The organism is Geodermatophilus sp. SYSU D00965 (assembly GCF_054050075.1).
Map to the genome: position 1 here is coordinate 99,250 of NZ_JBJGYQ010000004.1, position 16,940 is coordinate 116,189.

The 16,940-nt window shown below is 74.3% G+C and carries 19 protein-coding genes and 4 tRNA genes; 6 read left to right on the forward strand and 17 right to left on the reverse strand.

The genetic code is table 11. The annotated features are described in order from the left end of the window. Positions 1–106: 106 nt before the first annotated feature. From ACI789_RS05005 to ACI789_RS05075, 15 genes are all read right to left on the reverse strand, one after another. Positions 107–859, reverse strand: a complete 753-nt coding sequence (locus tag ACI789_RS05005; RefSeq protein WP_456919271.1) for a YebC/PmpR family DNA-binding transcriptional regulator — start codon at positions 857–859, stop codon at positions 107–109. Next, positions 856–1,518 carry a pyridoxal 5'-phosphate synthase glutaminase subunit PdxT gene (gene pdxT / locus ACI789_RS05010; RefSeq protein WP_457006999.1) on the reverse strand — a complete coding sequence of 221 codons (663 nt, stop codon included), beginning with the start codon at positions 1,516–1,518 and terminating at the stop codon, positions 856–858. The genes ACI789_RS05005 and pdxT overlap by 4 nt, the downstream gene beginning before the upstream one ends. Then, a complete protein-coding gene (gene pdxS / locus ACI789_RS05015) occupies positions 1,515–2,423 on the reverse strand; it encodes a pyridoxal 5'-phosphate synthase lyase subunit PdxS (RefSeq protein ID WP_457007000.1) in 909 nt (302 codons plus the stop codon). The genes pdxT and pdxS overlap by 4 nt, the downstream gene beginning before the upstream one ends. Positions 2,424–2,474: 51 nt before the next feature. Then, a complete protein-coding gene (locus ACI789_RS05020; RefSeq protein WP_457007001.1) occupies positions 2,475–3,026 on the reverse strand; it encodes a hypothetical protein in 552 nt (183 codons plus the stop codon). Between the two features lie 11 nt (positions 3,027–3,037). Beyond that, on the reverse strand, positions 3,038–4,270 hold the full coding sequence (locus ACI789_RS05025) for a glycosyltransferase family 4 protein (protein WP_457007002.1): 1,233 nt from the start codon (positions 4,268–4,270) through the stop codon (positions 3,038–3,040). Continuing rightward, the gene (locus tag ACI789_RS05030; RefSeq protein ID WP_457007003.1) at positions 4,270–5,259 is read right to left on the reverse strand and encodes a phosphatidylinositol mannoside acyltransferase; all 990 of its coding nucleotides are present in this window, start codon (positions 5,257–5,259) and stop codon (positions 4,270–4,272) included. The genes ACI789_RS05025 and ACI789_RS05030 overlap by 1 nt, the downstream gene beginning before the upstream one ends. After that, positions 5,256–5,900 carry a phosphatidylinositol phosphate synthase gene (gene pgsA / locus ACI789_RS05035; RefSeq protein ID WP_457007004.1) on the reverse strand — a complete coding sequence of 215 codons (645 nt, stop codon included), beginning with the start codon at positions 5,898–5,900 and terminating at the stop codon, positions 5,256–5,258. Before pgsA ends, ACI789_RS05030 begins: the two co-directional genes overlap by 4 nt. Continuing rightward, the gene (locus tag ACI789_RS05040; RefSeq protein ID WP_457007005.1) at positions 5,901–6,485 is read right to left on the reverse strand and encodes an HIT family protein; all 585 of its coding nucleotides are present in this window, start codon (positions 6,483–6,485) and stop codon (positions 5,901–5,903) included. Continuing rightward, positions 6,482–8,506, reverse strand: a complete 2,025-nt coding sequence (gene thrS / locus ACI789_RS05045) for a threonine--tRNA ligase (RefSeq protein ID WP_457007006.1) — start codon at positions 8,504–8,506, stop codon at positions 6,482–6,484. The genes ACI789_RS05040 and thrS overlap by 4 nt, the downstream gene beginning before the upstream one ends. A gap of 107 nt (positions 8,507–8,613) precedes the next feature. After that, positions 8,614–9,165 (reverse strand): MOSC N-terminal beta barrel domain-containing protein, encoded by a 552-nt coding sequence (locus ACI789_RS05050; protein WP_457007007.1) that lies wholly within the window; start codon positions 9,163–9,165, stop codon positions 8,614–8,616. Further along, entirely contained in the window at positions 9,162–9,605 is a 444-nt protein-coding gene (locus ACI789_RS05055) for an HNH endonuclease (RefSeq protein WP_457007008.1), read from the reverse strand. The genes ACI789_RS05050 and ACI789_RS05055 overlap by 4 nt, the downstream gene beginning before the upstream one ends. A gap of 88 nt (positions 9,606–9,693) precedes the next feature. Further along, a tRNA-Val gene (locus ACI789_RS05060) sits at positions 9,694–9,765 on the reverse strand. A gap of 25 nt (positions 9,766–9,790) precedes the next feature. Beyond that, positions 9,791–10,261, reverse strand: a complete 471-nt coding sequence (locus ACI789_RS05065) for a TIGR02611 family protein (protein WP_457007009.1) — start codon at positions 10,259–10,261, stop codon at positions 9,791–9,793. A 14-nt stretch (positions 10,262–10,275) separates the two neighbouring features. Then, positions 10,276–11,154 (reverse strand): anti-sigma factor, encoded by an 879-nt coding sequence (locus tag ACI789_RS05070; RefSeq protein WP_457007010.1) that lies wholly within the window; start codon positions 11,152–11,154, stop codon positions 10,276–10,278. Next, positions 11,151–11,699, reverse strand: coding sequence for a sigma-70 family RNA polymerase sigma factor (locus ACI789_RS05075; protein ID WP_457007011.1), 549 nt, complete (start codon positions 11,697–11,699; stop codon positions 11,151–11,153). Before ACI789_RS05075 ends, ACI789_RS05070 begins: the two co-directional genes overlap by 4 nt. A gap of 302 nt (positions 11,700–12,001) precedes the next feature. On the opposite strand from ACI789_RS05075, the gene ACI789_RS05080 reads away from it, so the two are divergent. The 4 genes from ACI789_RS05080 (at position 12,002) to ACI789_RS05095 (ending at position 12,725) form a co-directional block, all read left to right on the forward strand. After that, positions 12,002–12,367, forward strand: a complete 366-nt coding sequence (locus ACI789_RS05080; RefSeq protein ID WP_457007012.1) for an SsgA family sporulation/cell division regulator — start codon at positions 12,002–12,004, stop codon at positions 12,365–12,367. 68 nt (positions 12,368–12,435) lie between these two features. Then, a tRNA-Gly gene (locus tag ACI789_RS05085) sits at positions 12,436–12,508 on the forward strand. A 43-nt stretch (positions 12,509–12,551) separates the two neighbouring features. Next, positions 12,552–12,622 (forward strand) — tRNA-Cys (locus ACI789_RS05090). Between the two features lie 31 nt (positions 12,623–12,653). Then, positions 12,654–12,725, forward strand: a tRNA-Val gene (locus ACI789_RS05095). Between the two features lie 150 nt (positions 12,726–12,875). On the opposite strand, the gene coaE is transcribed toward ACI789_RS05095, so the two are convergent. Beyond that, positions 12,876–13,472: a dephospho-CoA kinase gene (gene coaE, locus ACI789_RS05100; RefSeq protein WP_457007013.1), complete on the reverse strand. Its 597-nt coding sequence runs from the start codon at positions 13,470–13,472 to the stop codon at positions 12,876–12,878. A 234-nt stretch (positions 13,473–13,706) separates the two neighbouring features. Here coaE and ACI789_RS05105 point away from each other — a divergent pair, with 234 nt between their 5' ends. Then, the gene (locus ACI789_RS05105) at positions 13,707–13,889 is read left to right on the forward strand and encodes a hypothetical protein (RefSeq protein WP_457007014.1); all 183 of its coding nucleotides are present in this window, start codon (positions 13,707–13,709) and stop codon (positions 13,887–13,889) included. Between the two features lie 237 nt (positions 13,890–14,126). Here the strand turns inward: ACI789_RS05105 and rpsA are convergent, their stop codons facing one another. After that, a complete protein-coding gene (rpsA, locus tag ACI789_RS05110; protein ID WP_457007015.1) occupies positions 14,127–15,587 on the reverse strand; it encodes a 30S ribosomal protein S1 in 1,461 nt (486 codons plus the stop codon). 214 nt (positions 15,588–15,801) lie between these two features. On the opposite strand from rpsA, the gene ACI789_RS05115 reads away from it, so the two are divergent. Continuing rightward, positions 15,802–16,650 carry a class I SAM-dependent methyltransferase gene (locus tag ACI789_RS05115; RefSeq protein ID WP_457007016.1) on the forward strand — a complete coding sequence of 283 codons (849 nt, stop codon included), beginning with the start codon at positions 15,802–15,804 and terminating at the stop codon, positions 16,648–16,650. Positions 16,651–16,940: the final 290 nt, after the last annotated feature.

The following is a 16,940-nucleotide window of genomic DNA, read 5'->3' on the forward strand; positions in this document are numbered from 1 at the left end:
GTCGGTTTCCGGGAAACCGACGGCAGGACGGCGTCCCGCCCCTGCGCCGGCTCCCGGACAGAGATCCGCCGGTTCTCGGGAGAAACCGGTGGCAGCGCGGGGTCGCTCAGCCGACCTTCTCGAGCACCTCGTCGGAGACGTCGTAGTTCGCGTACACGTTCTGCACGTCGTCGCAGTCCTCGAGGGCGTCGATGAGCCGGAAGACCTTGCCCGCCGCCTCCTCGTCGAGCTCGACGGTGACGCTGGGCACGAACCCGGCCTCGGCCGAGTCGTAGTCGATGCCGGCGTCCTGCAGGGCGGTCCGGACGGCGACCAGGTCGGTCGGCTCGCTGATGACCTCGAACGAGTCGCCCTGGTCGCGGACCTCCTCCGCGCCGGCCTCGAGCACGGCCATGAGGACGCTGTCCTCGTCCACGCCGTCGGCCTTGGGCACCACGACGACGCCCTTGCGCGAGAACAGGTAGGACACCGAGCCCGGGTCGGCCATCGAGCCGCCGTTGCGGGTCATCGCCGTCCGGACCTCGGACGCGGCCCGGTTGCGGTTGTCGGTCAGGCACTCGACCAGCACCGCCACGCCGGCGGCCGCGTAGCCCTCGTACATGATCGTCTGCCAGTCGGCGCCGCCGGCCTCCGCCCCCGAGCCGCGCTTGACGGCGCGGTCGATGTTGTCGTTCGGGACCGACGACTTCTTCGCCTTCTGGATGGCGTCGAACAGCGTCGGGTTGCCGGCCGGGTCGCCGCCGCCGGTGCGGGCCGCCACCTCGACGTTCTTGATCAGCTTGGCGAACAGCTTGCCGCGCTTGGCGTCGATCGCGGCCTTCTTGTGCTTCGTCGTCGCCCACTTGGAATGGCCACTCACGGCGTACCCCTCTCGTTCCCGGCGCCCGATCGGTCCGCCATCTCTGTGCGCACCAGGTCGACGAACAACGCGTGCACCCGGCGGTCCCCGGTGAGTTCGGGGTGGAAGCTGGTGGCCACCAGGTTGCCCTGGCGGACGGCGACGATCCTACCGTCGGCGTGTCCCCCGACGACCCGGGCGAGGACCTGCACGTCCTCGCCGGCCTCCTCGACCCACGGCGCGCGGATGAACACCGCGTGCACCGGGTCCCCGCCGAGTCCCTCGAACCGGACCTCGGACTCGAAGGAGTCCACCTGCCGGCCGAAGGCGTTGCGCCGGACGGTGACGTCGAGCCCGCCGACGGTCACCTGGTCCGGGGGTGCGTCGAGCAGCCGGTCGGCGAGGACGATCATCCCGGCGCAGGAGCCGTACACCGGCAGCCCGGCGGCGACCACGGCGCGCAGCGGCTCGAGCAGGCCGAACCGGACCGCCAGCTTGGCCATGGTCGTCGACTCGCCGCCCGGGACGACCAGCCCGTCGATCCCGGCGAGCTCCTCGGGACGGCGCACCGGGACGGCCTCGGCCCCCTCGGCGCGCAGGGCCGCCAGGTGCTCGCGGACGTCGCCCTGCAGGGCCAGCACACCGATGACCGGAGCCCGCGTCACGGCGGGCGCGCTCACCAGCCGCGGGTCGCGTAGCGCTCGGAGTCGGGCAGCGTGGTGACGTTGATGCCGACCATGGCCTCGCCCAGCCCGCGGGAGACCTTGGCGATGACGCCCGGGTCGTCGAAGAAGGTGGTGGCCTGGACGATCGCCGCGGCGCGCTGCGCCGGGTCGCCGGACTTGAAGATGCCCGAGCCCACGAAGACGCCCTCGGCGCCCAGCTGCATCATCATCGCGGCGTCCGCGGGGGTCGCGATGCCGCCGGCGGTGAACAGCACGACCGGCAGCTTGCCCAGGCGCGCGACCTCGGCGACCAGGTCGTGCGGGGCCCGCAGCTCCTTGGCCGCGACGAACAGCTCGGTCGCGTCGAGGGTGCCCAGCCGGCGGATGCCGGCACGGATGGCGCGCATGTGCCGCACGGCCTCGACGACGTTGCCGGTGCCCGCCTCGCCCTTGGAGCGGATCATCGCCGCGCCCTCGGCGATCCGCCGCAGCGCCTCGCCCAGGTCGGTGGCGCCGCAGACGAACGGCACGGTGAACTCGCTCTTGGCGATGTGGTGGGCCTCGTCGGCCGGGGTGAGCACCTCGGACTCGTCGATGTAGTCCACCCCGAGGCTCTGCAGCACCTGCGCCTCGACGAAGTGCCCGATCCGCGCCTTGGCCATGACCGGGATGGACACCGCGTCGATGATCCCGGCGATCATGTCCGGGTCGCTCATGCGGGCGATCCCGCCCTGCGCACGGATGTCGGCCGGCACCCGCTCGAGCGCCATGACGGCGACCGCACCGGCGTCCTCGGCGATCCTCGCCTGCTCGGGGGTGACGACGTCCATGATCACGCCGCCCTTGAGCTGCTCGGCCATGCCGCGTTTGACGCCCGCGGTGCCGGTGGTGCCGGGAACGGTCTGGTTGTGCTCTGCCACGGGTTGCTGCCTAGGGGTCGATCGGAGAGGGCGCGATCATGGTACGGCCGCTCAGGGCCGCGGCCGTCCCCCGCCCGACGCGCTGCTGGTGAGCTCGCGCAGGCCGTCCTCGATGTCGAAGAAGCGGGGCACCGGGCGGGCGGCGTGCAGCCGCAGCAGCGCGGTCAGCCGGCGGCTGCGCAGCAGGTGGGTGTCGCGGACGGCGTCGTTGTAGAACCGCCGGGCCAGCCCGATCCGGGTGGCGGTGCCGTCCAGGTCGGCCCGCAGCGCGGCCGGGACGCCGGGCAGGTCGGCCGGCAGGTCCCGCAGCTCGCGGCCGAGCGCGTTCTCGGCGAGCTCCCGGTCGCCGGCCCGCGGGCCGCGCGCCTCGCGGGCCGCCTCGGCCAGCCGGGCCGCCCGCTCCTCCCCCACCGCCGCGGCGTGGTCGCGGGCGAGCTCGGCGGCCAGGCCGGCCCGCCGCTGGAGCTGGGTGTCGAGGGCGGTCCAGGCGCGGTCGACGCGCGCCTCCAGGCGGCGCAGCCGGGTCAACGTCCACCCCGACCACAGCGCCAGGAGCACCACGACGGTCGCGACCGCGAGCAGCAGCCAGACGTCGGGGGTCACGACGGGTCAGGCTAGCGCTGCACCCACCGCCGGAGGGCCGACCGCAGCGGGGCGTCGTCGAGTTCGTCGTCCGCGATCGCCGGCAGGTCGGCCAGGCCGTCGTCGGACTCCTCGGCGGTGACCTCACCGGCGCCGGGCAGGACCACGGTCTCGTACACGTCGAGGATCCGCCGCGCGATGACCGCCCAGTCGTAGGCCGCGGCCGCCCGGCGCCCGGTCTCCGACAGCTGCGCCCGGCGCGCCGGGTCGGCGAGCAGGTCGCTCAGCGCGCGGGCGAGTGCGCGGGCGTCGCCGCGGCGCACGAGCACGCCGGCGGCGCCGTCCTGGAGGACCTGGGCGAAGGCGTCGAGGTCGCTGGCGACGATCGGCGCCCCGGCGGCCAGCGCCTCGATGAGGATGATCCCGAAGGACTCGCCCAGCAGGTTGGGCGCGCAGTAGACGTCGACCGAGCGCAGCAACGCGCCCTTGTCCTCCTCGGAGAGCTCGCCGAGCAGGGACACGTGCGGTCGCAGGTCGTCGCCGAGCTGCTCGTACACCTCGTCGGGGTCGCCGCGGCCGGCGATGAGCAGCTGGGCGCCCGGGTGCTGCCGGACGACGGTGCGCATGGCCTCCAGCAGGACCGGCAGGCCCTTGCGGGGCTCGTCGTAGCGGCCGAGGAAGCCGATCGTGGGGCCGTCGACCCCGCGGGTGTGCCCGGGCAGCGTCGGGCCCTCGGCGAACGCGGCCACGTGCACACCGTTGGGGATGATCACCGCGTCCCCGCCGAGGTGCTCCACCTGCACCCGGCGGGCGAAGTCGGAGACCGCGATCCGGCCGGTGATCTTCTCCAGCCAGGGGCGGATCACCGGTCCCCACGCCGCGAGCCACTTCGACCGGATGGTGGCCGCGTGGAAGGTGGCCACGATGGGCCCCTTCGCGATCATGCAGACCAGCAGCCCGATGGAGGGGGGCGCGGGGTCGTGCACGTGCACGACGTCGAAGTGGCCCTCGCGAAGCCAGCGGCGCACCCGCGCGGCCGACACCGGGCCGAACTGCACGCTGGCCATCGAGCCGTTGTACGGGATCGGGACGGTCCGCCCGGCCCAGGTGACGTGCTCGGCGGGGAGGGACTCCTCGCGCTCGGCCGGGGTCAGCACCTCGACGTGGTGGCCCATGCCGCGCAGTGTCTCGGCGAGGTCGCGCACGTGGTACTGGACGCCGCCGGGGACGTCCCACTGGTAGGGGCAGACCAGCCCGATGCGCATCAGCGCCGGTCCCGGACCGGGTCGGGCGGGACGTCGGGCCAGATCCGGCCGAGCACGTGCCAGTCCTCTGGCCGCAGGGCGATCTGCTCGGTGAAGGCGTCGGCCACCTCCTGCATGGCGGTGGCGACCCGGTCCCGCAGCCGGCCGGAGCCGTCCACCGGCACCTCCGGGTGGACCGTGAACCGCCAGCCGCGCTCGGTGAACGAGCAGACCGCCGGGTGCAGGGCCGCGCCGGTCTGGGCGGCGAGCAGGGCCGGCCCGCCGGGCATGGTCGCGGTACGCCCGAAGAACTCCACCGGCACCCCGCCCTGCCCGAGGTCGCGGTCGACGAGCAGGCAGCTCCACCCGCCGTCGGCCAGCCACTCGCGCAGCACGGTCGAGCCCGGCCGCGGCCCGCCGGTCAGCGGGACCACCCGCATGCCGAGGGACTCCCGGTAGTCGAGGAACCGCCGGTACAGCGACTCGGGCCTCAACCGCTCGGCGACGGTCATGAACGGCCCGCCGAGGAAGTCGACGAGCCACACCCCGGCGGCGTCCCAGTTCCCGCTGTGCGGCAGCGCGAAGACCACCCCCCGGCCCTCGGCCCGCGCCTTCTCCATGTGCTCCCTGCCGCAGGCCTCGGTGCCCGCGACGATCCGGGCGGCCGACAGCCGCGGCAGCCGGAAGGCCTCCTGCCAGTAGCGGGCGTAGGAGCGCACCGCGCGGGTGGTGAGCTCGTCGAGCTCGGCCCCGGACAGCCGGCCCCCGGTGGCCACCCGCAGGTTGGCGCGCAGCTGGCGGACCCCCCGGCCCTCCCGTCCGGCCGCCCACCGGCCGCCGGCGTCGAAGGTGCCGCGGGCCACCGGCTCCGGCAGCAGCTTGACCGCACCCCACCCCGCCGCGTAGCCGAGGTCGGTGACCCGTGCGCCGACGCGGGAGCGCAGCCCGGGACGGGCGGGCTGGGTCGACGGGACCTCGGTCGGCGCCCCAGCGTCCCGGGTGTCGGTCACGGGGCGGTGCCGGACGGTGGCGGCGACGCGGGCAGCGACCGGTCGCGGCCCTGCCGGTGGACGGCGGCGAAGCGCTGCCCCACGGTGATCGCGCTGCCGACGAGCAGCACCCACAGCGCGACGTGGACGGCGTACGGGATGCCCAGCCCGCTGAAGCCGGTGCCCACCAGGACGAGGATCAGCCGCTCGGTGCGCTCGACGATGCCCACGTCGCAGCGCAGCCCCACCCCCTCGGCCCGGGCCTTGACGTAGGAGGTGAGCACGCCGAGCACCAGGCACAGCAGGGCCAGCGCCACCAGCAGGCGGTTGTCCCCCTCGCCGGAGAACCACCACACCAGCGCGCCGAAGATCGCCGCGTCGGCCGCCCGGTCCCCGGTGGAGTCCAGCACCGCGCCGAACACCGAGCCGCCGCCGCGGGCGCGAGCCAGCGCGCCGTCGAGCATGTCGAGGAGCACGAACACCGTCACGGTGAACGCGCCCCAGAACAGGTGGCCGGTGCCGATCAGCCCGACCGCACCCGCGATCGCGCCGAGGGTGCCGACGAGCGTGACCGCGTCCGCGGTCACCCCGGCCCGCAGCAGCCGGGCCGCCACCGGAGCCCAGAACCGCCCGACGGCGGCACGGGCGTTGACGCCGAGCACTCAGTCCCCCTGGATCGCGGCGGCCTCGGCGGCCGGCCAGTGCGTGGCCAGCAGGGCCCGCGTCTCCGCCAGCACCTGCGGCAGCACCCGGGTCAGGCCGATGACCGGCATGAAGTTGGTGTCCCCGCCCCAGCGCGGCACGGCGTGCTGGTGCAGGTGGTCGGCGATGCCGGCGCCGGCGACCGAGCCCTGGTTCATGCCGATGTTGAACCCGTGCGCCCCCGAGACGGCGCGCACGACCCGCATCGCCGTCTGGGTGAAGCGGCCCAGCTCGGCGACCTCGGCCTCGGTCAGGTCGGTGTAGTCGGGCACGTGCCGGTAGGGCACGAGCATCAGGTGACCGGCGTTGTACGGGTACAGGTTGAGGACGGCGTAGACGCTCTCCCCCCGCGCCACGACCAGCCCCTCCTCGTCGCTCATCTGCGGGATGAGGCAGAACGGGCAGTCGTGGGCGCCGGTCGGCTTGCCCTCGCCGCGGATGTAGGCCATCCGGTACGGCGTCCACAGGTGCTCGAACACCGTCGCCGGGCCGCCGTCGTCGGCGGAGACGGCGACCCGGAAGCTGTCCTCCGCGCCGGTGCTCATCCGGCCACCAGCGCGTCGGCGGTCGGGTCCACGTTGGCCCGCCCGGCCACCCACGCGGCGATCGCCTCCACCGCCTGCTCGACGGGCACCCCGTTGTGCTGGCTGCCGTCGCGGAAGCGGAAGGAGACCGCACCCGCCTCGGCGTCGGTGGCCCCGGCGATGAGCACGAACGGCACCTTCTGCTTGCTCGCGGTGCGGATCTTCTTCTGCATCCGGTCGTCGGAGTCGTCGACCTCGACCCGGATCCCGCGGGCCCGCAGCCGCAGCGCGACGTCGGTCAGGTAGCCGACCTGGTCGTCGGTGACCGGGATGCCGACCACCTGCACCGGGGCCAGCCAGGCCGGGAAGGCCCCGGCGTAGTGCTCGGTGAGGACGCCGAAGAACCGCTCGATCGAGCCGAACTTCGCCGAGTGGATCATCACCGGCTGCTGCCGGCCGCCGTCGGGCGTCGTGTACTCCAGGCCGAAGCCCGCAGGCTGGTTGAAGTCGTACTGGATGGTCGACATCTGCCAGGTGCGGCCGATGGCGTCGCGGGCCTGCACGGAGATCTTCGGGCCGTAGAAGGCCGCCCCGCCCGGGTCGGGGACGAGCTCCAGCCCGGTCTCCCGGGCCGCCTCCTCGAGCACGGCCGTGGCGGTGGCCCACTCCTCGTCCGAGCCGATGAACTTGGGCGAGTCGTCGCGGGTGGACAGCTCCAGGTAGTAGTCGTCGAGGCCGAAGTCGCGCAGCAGCCCCAGCACGAACGCCAGCAGGTGCCGCACCTCGCCGGGCGCCTGCTCGGGCGTGACGTAGCTGTGCGAGTCGTCCTGGGTCAGCCCGCGCACCCGGGTCAGGCCGTGCACCACGCCGGACTTCTCGTACCGGTAGACCGAGCCGAACTCGAAGAAGCGCAGCGGCAGCTCGCGGTAGGACCGCCCGCGCGACCTGAAGATCAGGTTGTGCATCGGGCAGTTCATCGCCTTGAGGTAGTACTGCGCGTTCTCCAGTTCCATGGGCGGGAACATCGTGTCCGCGTAGTACGGCAGGTGGCCGGAGAGCTCGAAGACGTGCGCCTTGGTGATGTGCGGGGTGCCGACGTAGTCGAACCCCTCCTCGATGTGGCGCTGCCGGACGTAGTCCTCCATCTCCCGCTTGACCACGCCGCCCTTGGGGTGGAACACCGCCAGCCCCGAGCCGATCTCGTCGGGGAAGCTGAACAGGTCCAGCTCCGCACCCAGGCGGCGGTGGTCACGGCGCTCGGCCTCGGCCAGGTGCTCCAGGTACGCCTTGTGCGCGTCCCTGCTCTCCCACGCGGTGCCGTAGATCCGCTGCAGCTGCGGGTTCTTCTCGCTGCCCCGCCAGTAGGCGGCGGCCGACCGGGTGAGGGAGAACGCCGGGATGTTCGACGTCCGCGGCAGGTGCGGGCCGCGGCACAGGTCGGTCCAGACCAGGTCGCCGGTGCGGGCGTCGCGGTTGTCGTACATCGTCAGCTGGGCGCCGCCGACCTCGACGTCGGCACCCTCGGCTGCCTCGCCGGCGCCGCCCTTCAGCCCGATCAGCTCGAGCTTGTAGGGCTCGTGCGCCAGCTCGACCTGCGCGTCGGCGTCGCTGACCTCCCGGCGGGAGAAGTACTGGCCGGCCTTGACGATCTCCTGCATCCGCTTCTCGAGGGCTTTGAGGTCCTCGGGCGTGAACGGCCGCTCGGGGTCGAAGTCGTAGTAGAAGCCGTTCTCGACCGGCGGCCCGATGCCCAGCCGGGTGCCCGGGAAGAGGTCCTGCACCGCCTGGGCGAGGACGTGCGCGGTCGAGTGCCGGATCACCGCGCGGCCCTCTGGGCTGGCCGCGGGCACCGGGTCGACCTCGGCGTCGGCGTCGGGCACCCAGGCGAGGTCCTTGAGGTCCCCGGTCGCCAGGTCGCGGACGACGACGGCACCGTCGGGGCCCTTGAGCGGCACCCCGGCCTCCTTGAGCGCGTCCTGGGCCGTCGTCCCGGCCGGCACCCGGACGGGACCGACGGCGGTGGGCGAGGGCGGGGTCGACACGAGGGCGCTCCAGAGGATCGGTGGACTCAGCCCCCCGAGCGTAGTGCGCGACCCTCGTCACCCCTGGTCCACTTCCGGGGGCCGGCTCCGCGCCGCCGCCGCGGCCCTCAGGCGCCGAGGACCTCCACGGCGTCGCCGACGCGCACCCGCCCGGGCTGCTGCACCTCGGCGTAGACCCCGAGACAGTGCTTGGGGGTGCGGGTGACCCGCAGCCGCACCTCCCCGACGCGCAGCGTGCGGCCGACCCAGCCGCGCTCGTCGGCGCCCTCCGGCAGGTCCAGCAGGAGGTTGGCCCGCGGGTCGTCGGCCGAGCACCCCTCGGGGACGTCGCCGGTGGCGGCCCGCTCGACCGCCGCCCGGCTGACCAGGTGCACCGCGGCCGCGTCGACCTGCGGGGCGTCGGCGCGCTGCAGCCGCACGGGCCGGCCGAGGACCTCGGTGAGGGTGACCGAGTCGGCCGCGGCGTCTCCCGTGGCGACGACGCCGGCCATGGCAGGGGTGGCCTTGACCGTCACCCGCTCACCCGTCGTGGCGTCGACCACCACCCAGGCGCGGTCCCCGGCCAGGCCGGCCGCCCCGACCTCGGCCTCCTCGACGGTGCGCCCGCCGAGGCTCTTCACCGGGTAGACGCTGATCTGCTCGACCCTGCCCGCACTCACGAGGCGACCGTACGGCGCGGCACCCCCGGGCACCGGCGGCGGAGCCGGCGCAGCTGGGCGTCGAGGTAGGGCCGCGCGCGCCGCTGCCCGCCCTCACGGGCGATGGCCGCCTCCAGCGCGGTCATCGACCGGGCCAGCCGCGGGACGTCCACCGGCCAGCCGCGCCGCTCGCACTCCTCCAGCCAGTCGACCGGGCTGCGGTGCCCGCGCTCGGCGTTGCAGCGGCTGCAGGCGGCGACCTCGTTCTCGATCCAGGACGGGCCGCCCTTCACCCGCGGGACGACGTGCTCGGTGGTGGCGCGCACCAGGCCGCCGAGCTCGCGACCGCACCAGGTGCAGGTGCCCCCGTCACGCTCGAGGACGGCGGCCAGCCGCTCGGCCCGCCCGGGCGCCCGCGGGCGGACCGGTTCGGGGTCGGGCGGGCGCCGGCGCGGGGACATCTCCCCCATGGTCCCCCTCCGGGCACACCCCGGGGCGGGAACGCCAGAGGCCCGGCCCGCTGCTCGCGGACCGGGCCTCTGCCGGGAGTGGGCGATACTGGGTTCGAACCAGTGACCTCTTCGGTGTGAACGAAGCGCTCTACCACTGAGCCAATCGCCCGTGCGGAGTCCATTGTGCCAGACGGTCACCGCCAGAGCGGCACCCACCCCGGGACCCAGTCGGGGACGCCCATCACGTGCAGCGTGACGACCAGGACGCCGTAGACGAAGGCGGCCGTGCCCGCGGCGACCGCCAGGCGCACCCACACCGGCTGCCGGCCCAGCCAGTCGGTCCAGCGCTTGACGTGCTTCTTGGTGAACTCGAGCAGCCGCTCGGCCCAGAAGAACTCCGTGGCGAGGACGAACAGGCCGGCGATCACCGTGAGCCAGCCGGGCCCCGGCAGGGGGATGGTCACCAGCCCGACGGCGACGATCAGGCCGCCGACGACGCCGACGAAGAGCCGGTAGGTCGACTCGACGGTCCGGCTGCCGGCCAGCCGCCGCCGCCAGCGGGTCTCGGCGACCCGCTCGCGCAGGCTGCGGATCCCGTCCTCGGCGAAGTGCGCCCGCAACTCCTCGGCCGACTGGTGGTGGTGGCGCGCCCGCTCGGGCTGCACCGTGTCCGGACCGGTCAGTTGGTCACCTCCCCGCGCGCGACGACGTCCGTCGGTGCCGACGGAGCCTGACGGCCGGGCTCGAGACTGATGCCGTACTCCGGGTAGTCGTCGAGACCGGTCGCCGCGGAGCCTACGGCCCGGAGGTCCATCTGCGGGCGGAGCACGTCGAACGTGCCCAGCGCCACGGGCGCCTGCCCGCCGAGGCCCCACACGACGTAGGTGTGGCCGCGGGCGTCGTTGACCGGCAGGCCGTGGGTGACGACCTGCACCTGCCCGGTGCGGGCGACGACGGTGGCCACCGGCGTGCCGTCGTCCCCGGACAGGGGCGCGACGACCGCCCGGCCCGGGGTGAGGAGCGCGTCGATCATCTGCGCCTGCTCGGCGACCGCGGCCTGCGCGTCGTCCCGCGCCGAGCTGAGGACGACGTTCCAGGTGCCCAGCGCGAGGATCGCCGCGACCGCCGCGGCGACCAGGGCGTTGGGCAGGACACGCCGCCACGGTGTCGGGGGCCGGCTGTGCGCGGTGGGGGCCTCGAGGACGGGGTCGGGGAAGCCACCGGCCGGCCGCGCCGGGGCGGGCCGGGGCGGCTCGGCGACGAGTGCGGGCGGCGCCTCGAACGGGGGCGACGGCAGCTGCTCGGTGTGCTCCACCGCCGTCCGCAGCCGGTCCCGGAGCCCGGCGGACGGCACGGCGGGCGGCAGCTCGTCGGCCAGGGCGCCCATCACCTCGCTGGTCTCGGCGACGGTGTGCCGGCAGCGGGCGCACTCGGGCAGGTGCGCCTCGACGAGGGGCTCCTCCTCCGGCTCCAGGGCGTGCAGCGCCCAGCCCACGGCCAGCTCGTCGAACAGCTCGTGGTCCTCACGTCGCGGCGCGGCGCCCCGGGGGTCGTTCACCGGCTCGGCCCCTCGACCCGGGCGGCCTCGCCGAGCGCACCGCCCAGCGACGCGTTGCCCAGCTCCTCCCGGAGCCGCCGCACGCCGGCCAGCATCCTCGCCTTGACCGTGCCGAGCGGGGTGCCGGTCAGGGCGGCGACCTCCCGCTGGGTGTACCCGCCGTAGTAGGCGAGGGTGAGCGCCTCGCGCTGCGCCGCGGGCAGGGTCCCCAGCGCGGTCCGGACGCGATCGGCCACCGCGTGCGCCCAGACGTCGTCCTCGACGTCCCGGGTCGACGTGGGCGCACGGAGCGCCAGGTCGTCCTCCGCGCGGCTGCGCCGGCGATGGTGGGACTCCTCCCGGCGGACGGCGTCCACCGCCCTGTGGTGCACCAGCGCCATGAGCCACGCCGGGAAGCTCCCGCCCCCGGCCTCGTAGGCGCCGGGGTCGCGCCACACGCCGAGGAACACCTCCTGCACGACGTCCTCGGCCAGCGCGTCGTCGGCCAGGATGCGGCGGGCCAGCGCGAAGGCGCGGCGGCCGAACCGGTCGTGGAGGTCGTCCACGGCCCTGCGGTCCCCGGCGCGAACGCGCAGGAGGAGGTCGGCGTCGGCGGAGTCCCCCGCGCGCCGTGCAGGACGGCTCACGGCTCCCATCGTCACACGCGTCGTCGGTGCCCGGGAGAGCGCGCGGTTCAGGAGGGTCCGGAGCGGGCACCCATGGGGACGACACGCCCGGAGCGGCCGGTGCGTGACCACAGCCAGGAAAGGTCGTTGTTCGGAACATGACCAGCCGCTCGACGCCCGGGTACACCTGCCCCACGACCCTGCACCTCGTCGGACCGCAGTCGTGGACCGAGGTGCCAGCCGTGCTGTCCTACGACGTCAGCGACCCCTTCGCGGTCCGGATCACCTTCGGGGACACCGGCGCCTCCGACGACGAGGGCATCGCCTGGCTGGTCGGGCGCGAGCTGCTCCAGGCCGGCCTCGAGCGCCCCGCCGGCGAGGGCGACGTGCGGCTGTGGCCGTCCCGCACGGCCGGCGACGTCCTGTTCCTCCACCTGCGCGCCCCGTCGGGCGAGGCGCTGTTCGAGGTCTCCCGCGGCACGGTCGCCGGGTTCCTGCGCCTGACCCAGAACGTCGTGCCGCTCGGCGAGGAGGCGTCCGTGCTGGACGTGGACGACGAACTGGCCACCCTGCTGTCCAACGGCGGCGCCGACCCGAACGGGCGCTGACCCCTCGGGGGGACCCCCCTGAAACCCGGTCTGCGGGTCCTGTATTGTTCTCCCTGCAAGACAGCAACGCGGACGTGGCTCAGTTGGTAGAGCATCACCTTGCCAAGGTGAGGGTCGCGGGTTCGAATCCCGTCGTCCGCTCGGAACCTCGGGCGCTGGTCGCGAGACCGGCGCCCGTGTGTGCGGTGGAGTGGCCGAGAGGCGAGGCAACGGCCTGCAAAGCCGTCTACACGGGTTCAAATCCCGTCTCCACCTCGGCGTCTCGCCGAGCCTGGTGAGGCGGAACGGGCGATTGGCTCAGTGGTAGAGCGCTACCTTGACACGGTAGAGGTCACTGGTTCGAACCCAGTATCGCCCACAACACATCGAGAGGCCCGGGTCCCGTGGACCCGGGCCTCTCCGCATCTCGGAGCGGTCCGCGGCCCCTGCCCCGGGGGCGCTCGGTCGGTGCGGCCCCGGTCCCGGAGCGCCGGGTCGCCTCGCGCCCGGCGCCTGCCGTCCCGAGCCGTCAGCCCGTCACGGGTGCCACCCGCTCGGTCCAGAACCGGTCGACCTGCGCCTCGAGCTCCTCCGGCGTGCCACTGTTGTCGAGGACGACGTCGGCCACGGCCCGGCGCTGCTCGTCGGTGGCCTGGGCGGCGATCCGCGCACGGGCGTCCTCCTCGCGCAGCCCGCGCTGCAGGAGCCGCCGGACCCGGGTCTCCAGGTCGGCCTCCACGACCAGCACGAGGTCGTAGGACTCCGCCTGGCCGGTCTCCACCAGCAGGGGCACGTCCTGGACCACGACGGCGTCCGCCGGCGCCGCGGCGACCAGCTCGGCGGCCCGTGCGCGGACCAGCGGGTGGACGATGCCGTCGAGGCGCGCCCGTGCCTGCGGGTCGGCGAAGACCACCGCCGCCAGGGCGGGACGGTCCAGGGCGCCGTCCGCGGTGAGCACGTCCGCGCCGAAGGCGTCCGCGACCGCCGCCAGGCCCGCGCTGCCTGGCGCGACGACCTCGCGGGCGATGCGGTCGGCGTCGACGACCCGCGCGCCCCGCGCGGCCAGCAGCCCCGCCACTGTGCTCTTCCCCGATCCGATCCCGCCGGTCAGCCCGATGCGCAGCACGCACGGACAGTAGCCACCGTGCGGTGCACGGTCACGGACCGGTAACACCCGTCCGTCCCGCCCGGCGCGTCGCTCCAGTCACACGCGTCCCGTCGGCAACTCTGTCCCCGGCGCACTTCCCCGCCGAGAGAGGCAGAACCGACCATGTCCAGATCCGCCCACGCGGCTCCCTCGTCGGCCCCCGCAGCTGTTCGCCGGGGCCCCGGCCGACACCGGGCGAACCGTCCCGCCGGCGTGCGGTGCACCGACCTGCCGGCCGTGCGTGAGCGGCTGGAGCGCAACGCCGGTGTCCGCCCGCGCAACGCCTTCATGCGCTGGCTGTCGGCCACCGCCCCGGCCGGGCGGCACACCTGGCAGTTCCTCGCCCAGGCCGGCGGCCGGCCGCGCACGGCGTTCGCCATCATCCTCAGCCTCTGAGCTGGGATCCCGCCCGCTCGTAGAGCACTCCCTGCGCCGCGCCCGCGGTGGGGTCCCCACAGGGGGCCGGGAGCCCGCGTGAACGACGAGAGAGGGCCCGTGGACGCACGTCCCCCGGCCCTCTCTCGTGCCTGCCGTCCGCCCCGCCTGCCGGCCGACCTGCGGACGACGGAGGCCCGGGACCCCGCAGGGTCCCGGGCCTCCGCCTCAGGTGTCGCTCAGCTCAGCCGAGGACGGTCACTCGCCGCCGGCCAGCTTGGCGCGCAGCGCCGCGAGCGCCTCGTCGCTGGCGAGCGTGCCGCCGGAGGTGTCGCTCGGAGCGGTGTCGCCGCTGGAGTAGTTCCCACCGGCCGCAGCCTCGGCGTCGGCCGCGCGGGCGTCGGCGATCTGCTTGCGGTGCGCCTCGTAGCGAGCCTGGGCCTCGGCGTACTGCCGCTCCCACTCGTCGCGCTGCGCCTCGAACCCCTCGCGCCACTCCCCGGTCTCCGGGTCGAAGCCCTCGGGGTAGATGTAGTTGCCCTGCTCGTCGTACGACGCGGCCATGCCGTACGCCGCCGGGTCGAACTGGTCCTCCTCGCCGATGACGCCCTCGTTGGCCTGCTTGAGCGACAGCGAGATCCGGCGCCGGTCGAGGTCGATGTCGATGACCTTGACCAGGATCTCGTCGCCGACCTGCACGACCTGCTCGGGGATCTCCACGTGGCGCTCGGCCAGCTCGGAGATGTGCACCAGACCCTCGATGCCCTCGTCGACGCGGACGAACGCACCGAAGGGCACCAGCTTGGTGACCTTGCCGGGGACGACCTGGCCGATCTGGTGGGTCCGGGCGAACTGACGCCACGGGTCCTCCTGCGTCGCCTTCAGCGACAGGGAGACCCGCTCGCGGTCGAGGTCGACGTCGAGGACCTCGACGGTGACCTCCTGGCCCACCTCGACGACCTCGGACGGGTGGTCGATGTGCTTCCAGGACAGCTCGGAGACGTGCACCAGACCGTCGACGCCGCCCAGGTCCACGAACGCACCGAAGTTGACGATCGAGGAGACGACGCCGGTGCGGACCTGGCCCTTGGCGAGCTTGTTGAGGAACTCGCTGCGGACCTCGGACTGGGTCTGCTCCAGCCACTGACGGCGGGAGAGGACGACGTTGTTGCGGTTCTTGTCGAGCTCGATGATCTTGGCCTCGAGCTCGCGGCCCACGTAGGGCTGCAGGTCGCGGACGCGGCGCATCTCGACCAGCGAGGCGGGGAGGAACCCGCGCAGGCCGATGTCGAGGATGAGACCGCCCTTGACGACCTCGATGACGGTGCCGGTGACGACCTCGTCGGCTTCCTTCTTCGCCTCGATCGTTCCCCAGGCGCGCTCGTACTGGGCGCGCTTCTTGGACAGGATCAGGCGGCCTTCCTTGTCCTCCTTCTGGAGGACGAGGGCTTCCACCTCGTCGCCGACGGTCACGACCTCGTTGGGGTCGACGTCGTGCTTGATGGACAGCTCCCGCGAGGGGATGACGCCCTCGGTCTTGTAGCCGATGTCCAGCAGCACCTCGTCGCGGTCGACCTTGACGATGACGCCTTCGACGATGTCGCCGTCGTTGAAGTACTTGATCGTCTGGTCGATGGCCGCGAGGAAGTCCTCCTCGGTGCCGATGTCGTTGACGGCGACCTGGGGAGTGCTGTTCGGACGGACCTGGGTGGAGGTCATGTGGTCGAGTGCTCCGGACGGGGGTGGAGTAGGGACAGGACGACCCGCGGCCGGGTGACCGCGGGGAGCGGGGAGACCGGCGCGCGCCGACCCCCGACGGGGACAGCACTGACAGACCTCTGGCGCATTCCCCATGGTACGGACGTCCGGAGGAGTGGGTCCACCTGGGTGCGCGCCCCCTCCGGGGGCCCCGGCGTGTCACGATCGGCGTGTCATGGACATCCCGCCGCATCCCCCCGGTCTGCCGCTCGCCGACGACGGCTACCCGGCTCCGGGCGGCGTGACCCGGCGGCCGGCCGGCGCCGCGGAGTCGGTCCGGGCCAACCGCCGCTGGTGGGACGCCGCCGCGCCGGCCTACCTCGCCGAGCACGGCGCGGACCTCGGCGACGTCGACTTCCTCTGGTGCCCCGAGGGGCTTCGGGAGAGCGACGCGCACCTGCTCGGGGACGTCGCGGGCCGCCGGGTGCTCGAGGTGGGCTGCGGGTCGGCGCCCTGCTCTCGCTGGCTGCGCCGGGCGGGCGCCGAGGCCGTCGCGCTGGACCTCTCCGGCGGCATGCTGGCCCGCGCCGCGGAGCTCAACCGGTCCACCGGCACCCCCGTCCCGCTGGTCCAGGCCGACGTCGGCGCGCTGCCGCTGACCTCGGCGAGCGTGGACCTCGCCTGCTCGGCCTACGGCGGGCTGCCGTTCGTCGCCGACGTCGAGGGCGCCCTGGGCGAGGTGGCGCGGGTGCTGCGCCCGGGCGGGCGCTTCGTCGCGTCGGTGAACCACCCCATGCGCTGGCCCTTCCCGGACTCCCCCGACCCCGAGGACCTGCGCATCGTCTCCTCCTACTTCGACCGCACCCCGTACGTCGAGACCGACGACGACGGGCGGGCGGTGTACGTGGAGCACCACCGCACGGTCGGCGACTGGGTGCGCGCGGTCGTCGGCGCCGGGTTCGCGCTGGAGGACCTCGTCGAGCCGGAGTGGACGCCCGGCCGCACCCAGTTGTGGGGGCAGTGGTCGCCGGAGCGCGGGGCGCTCGTCCCGGGCACGCTGGTCCTGGTCTGCCGCCGACCCTGACCCTCCACCTCAGCTGGAGGGTGGGGGCTCAGCCGGCCGGCGGCGGGGCCGTCTCCGCGAGCCACGCGGCGACCAGTGCCCAGCTCCGCGCGTTGTTTGGCCTCGGCGGCGAAGCCGTGCCGTTGCCCGGAACCCCGTGCGCGGCCAGCTCCAGCTGGTCGGCCCGCACGCCGCCGTCCCGCAGGAAGGCCCCCCGTCGTACCCAGCCAGTCGGTCGACTGGCTGCCGCCGCCGTGCACGAGCACCACCGGGGGCAGGCCGGAGAGCTCGGCCGGGGCCTCCCACTGCAC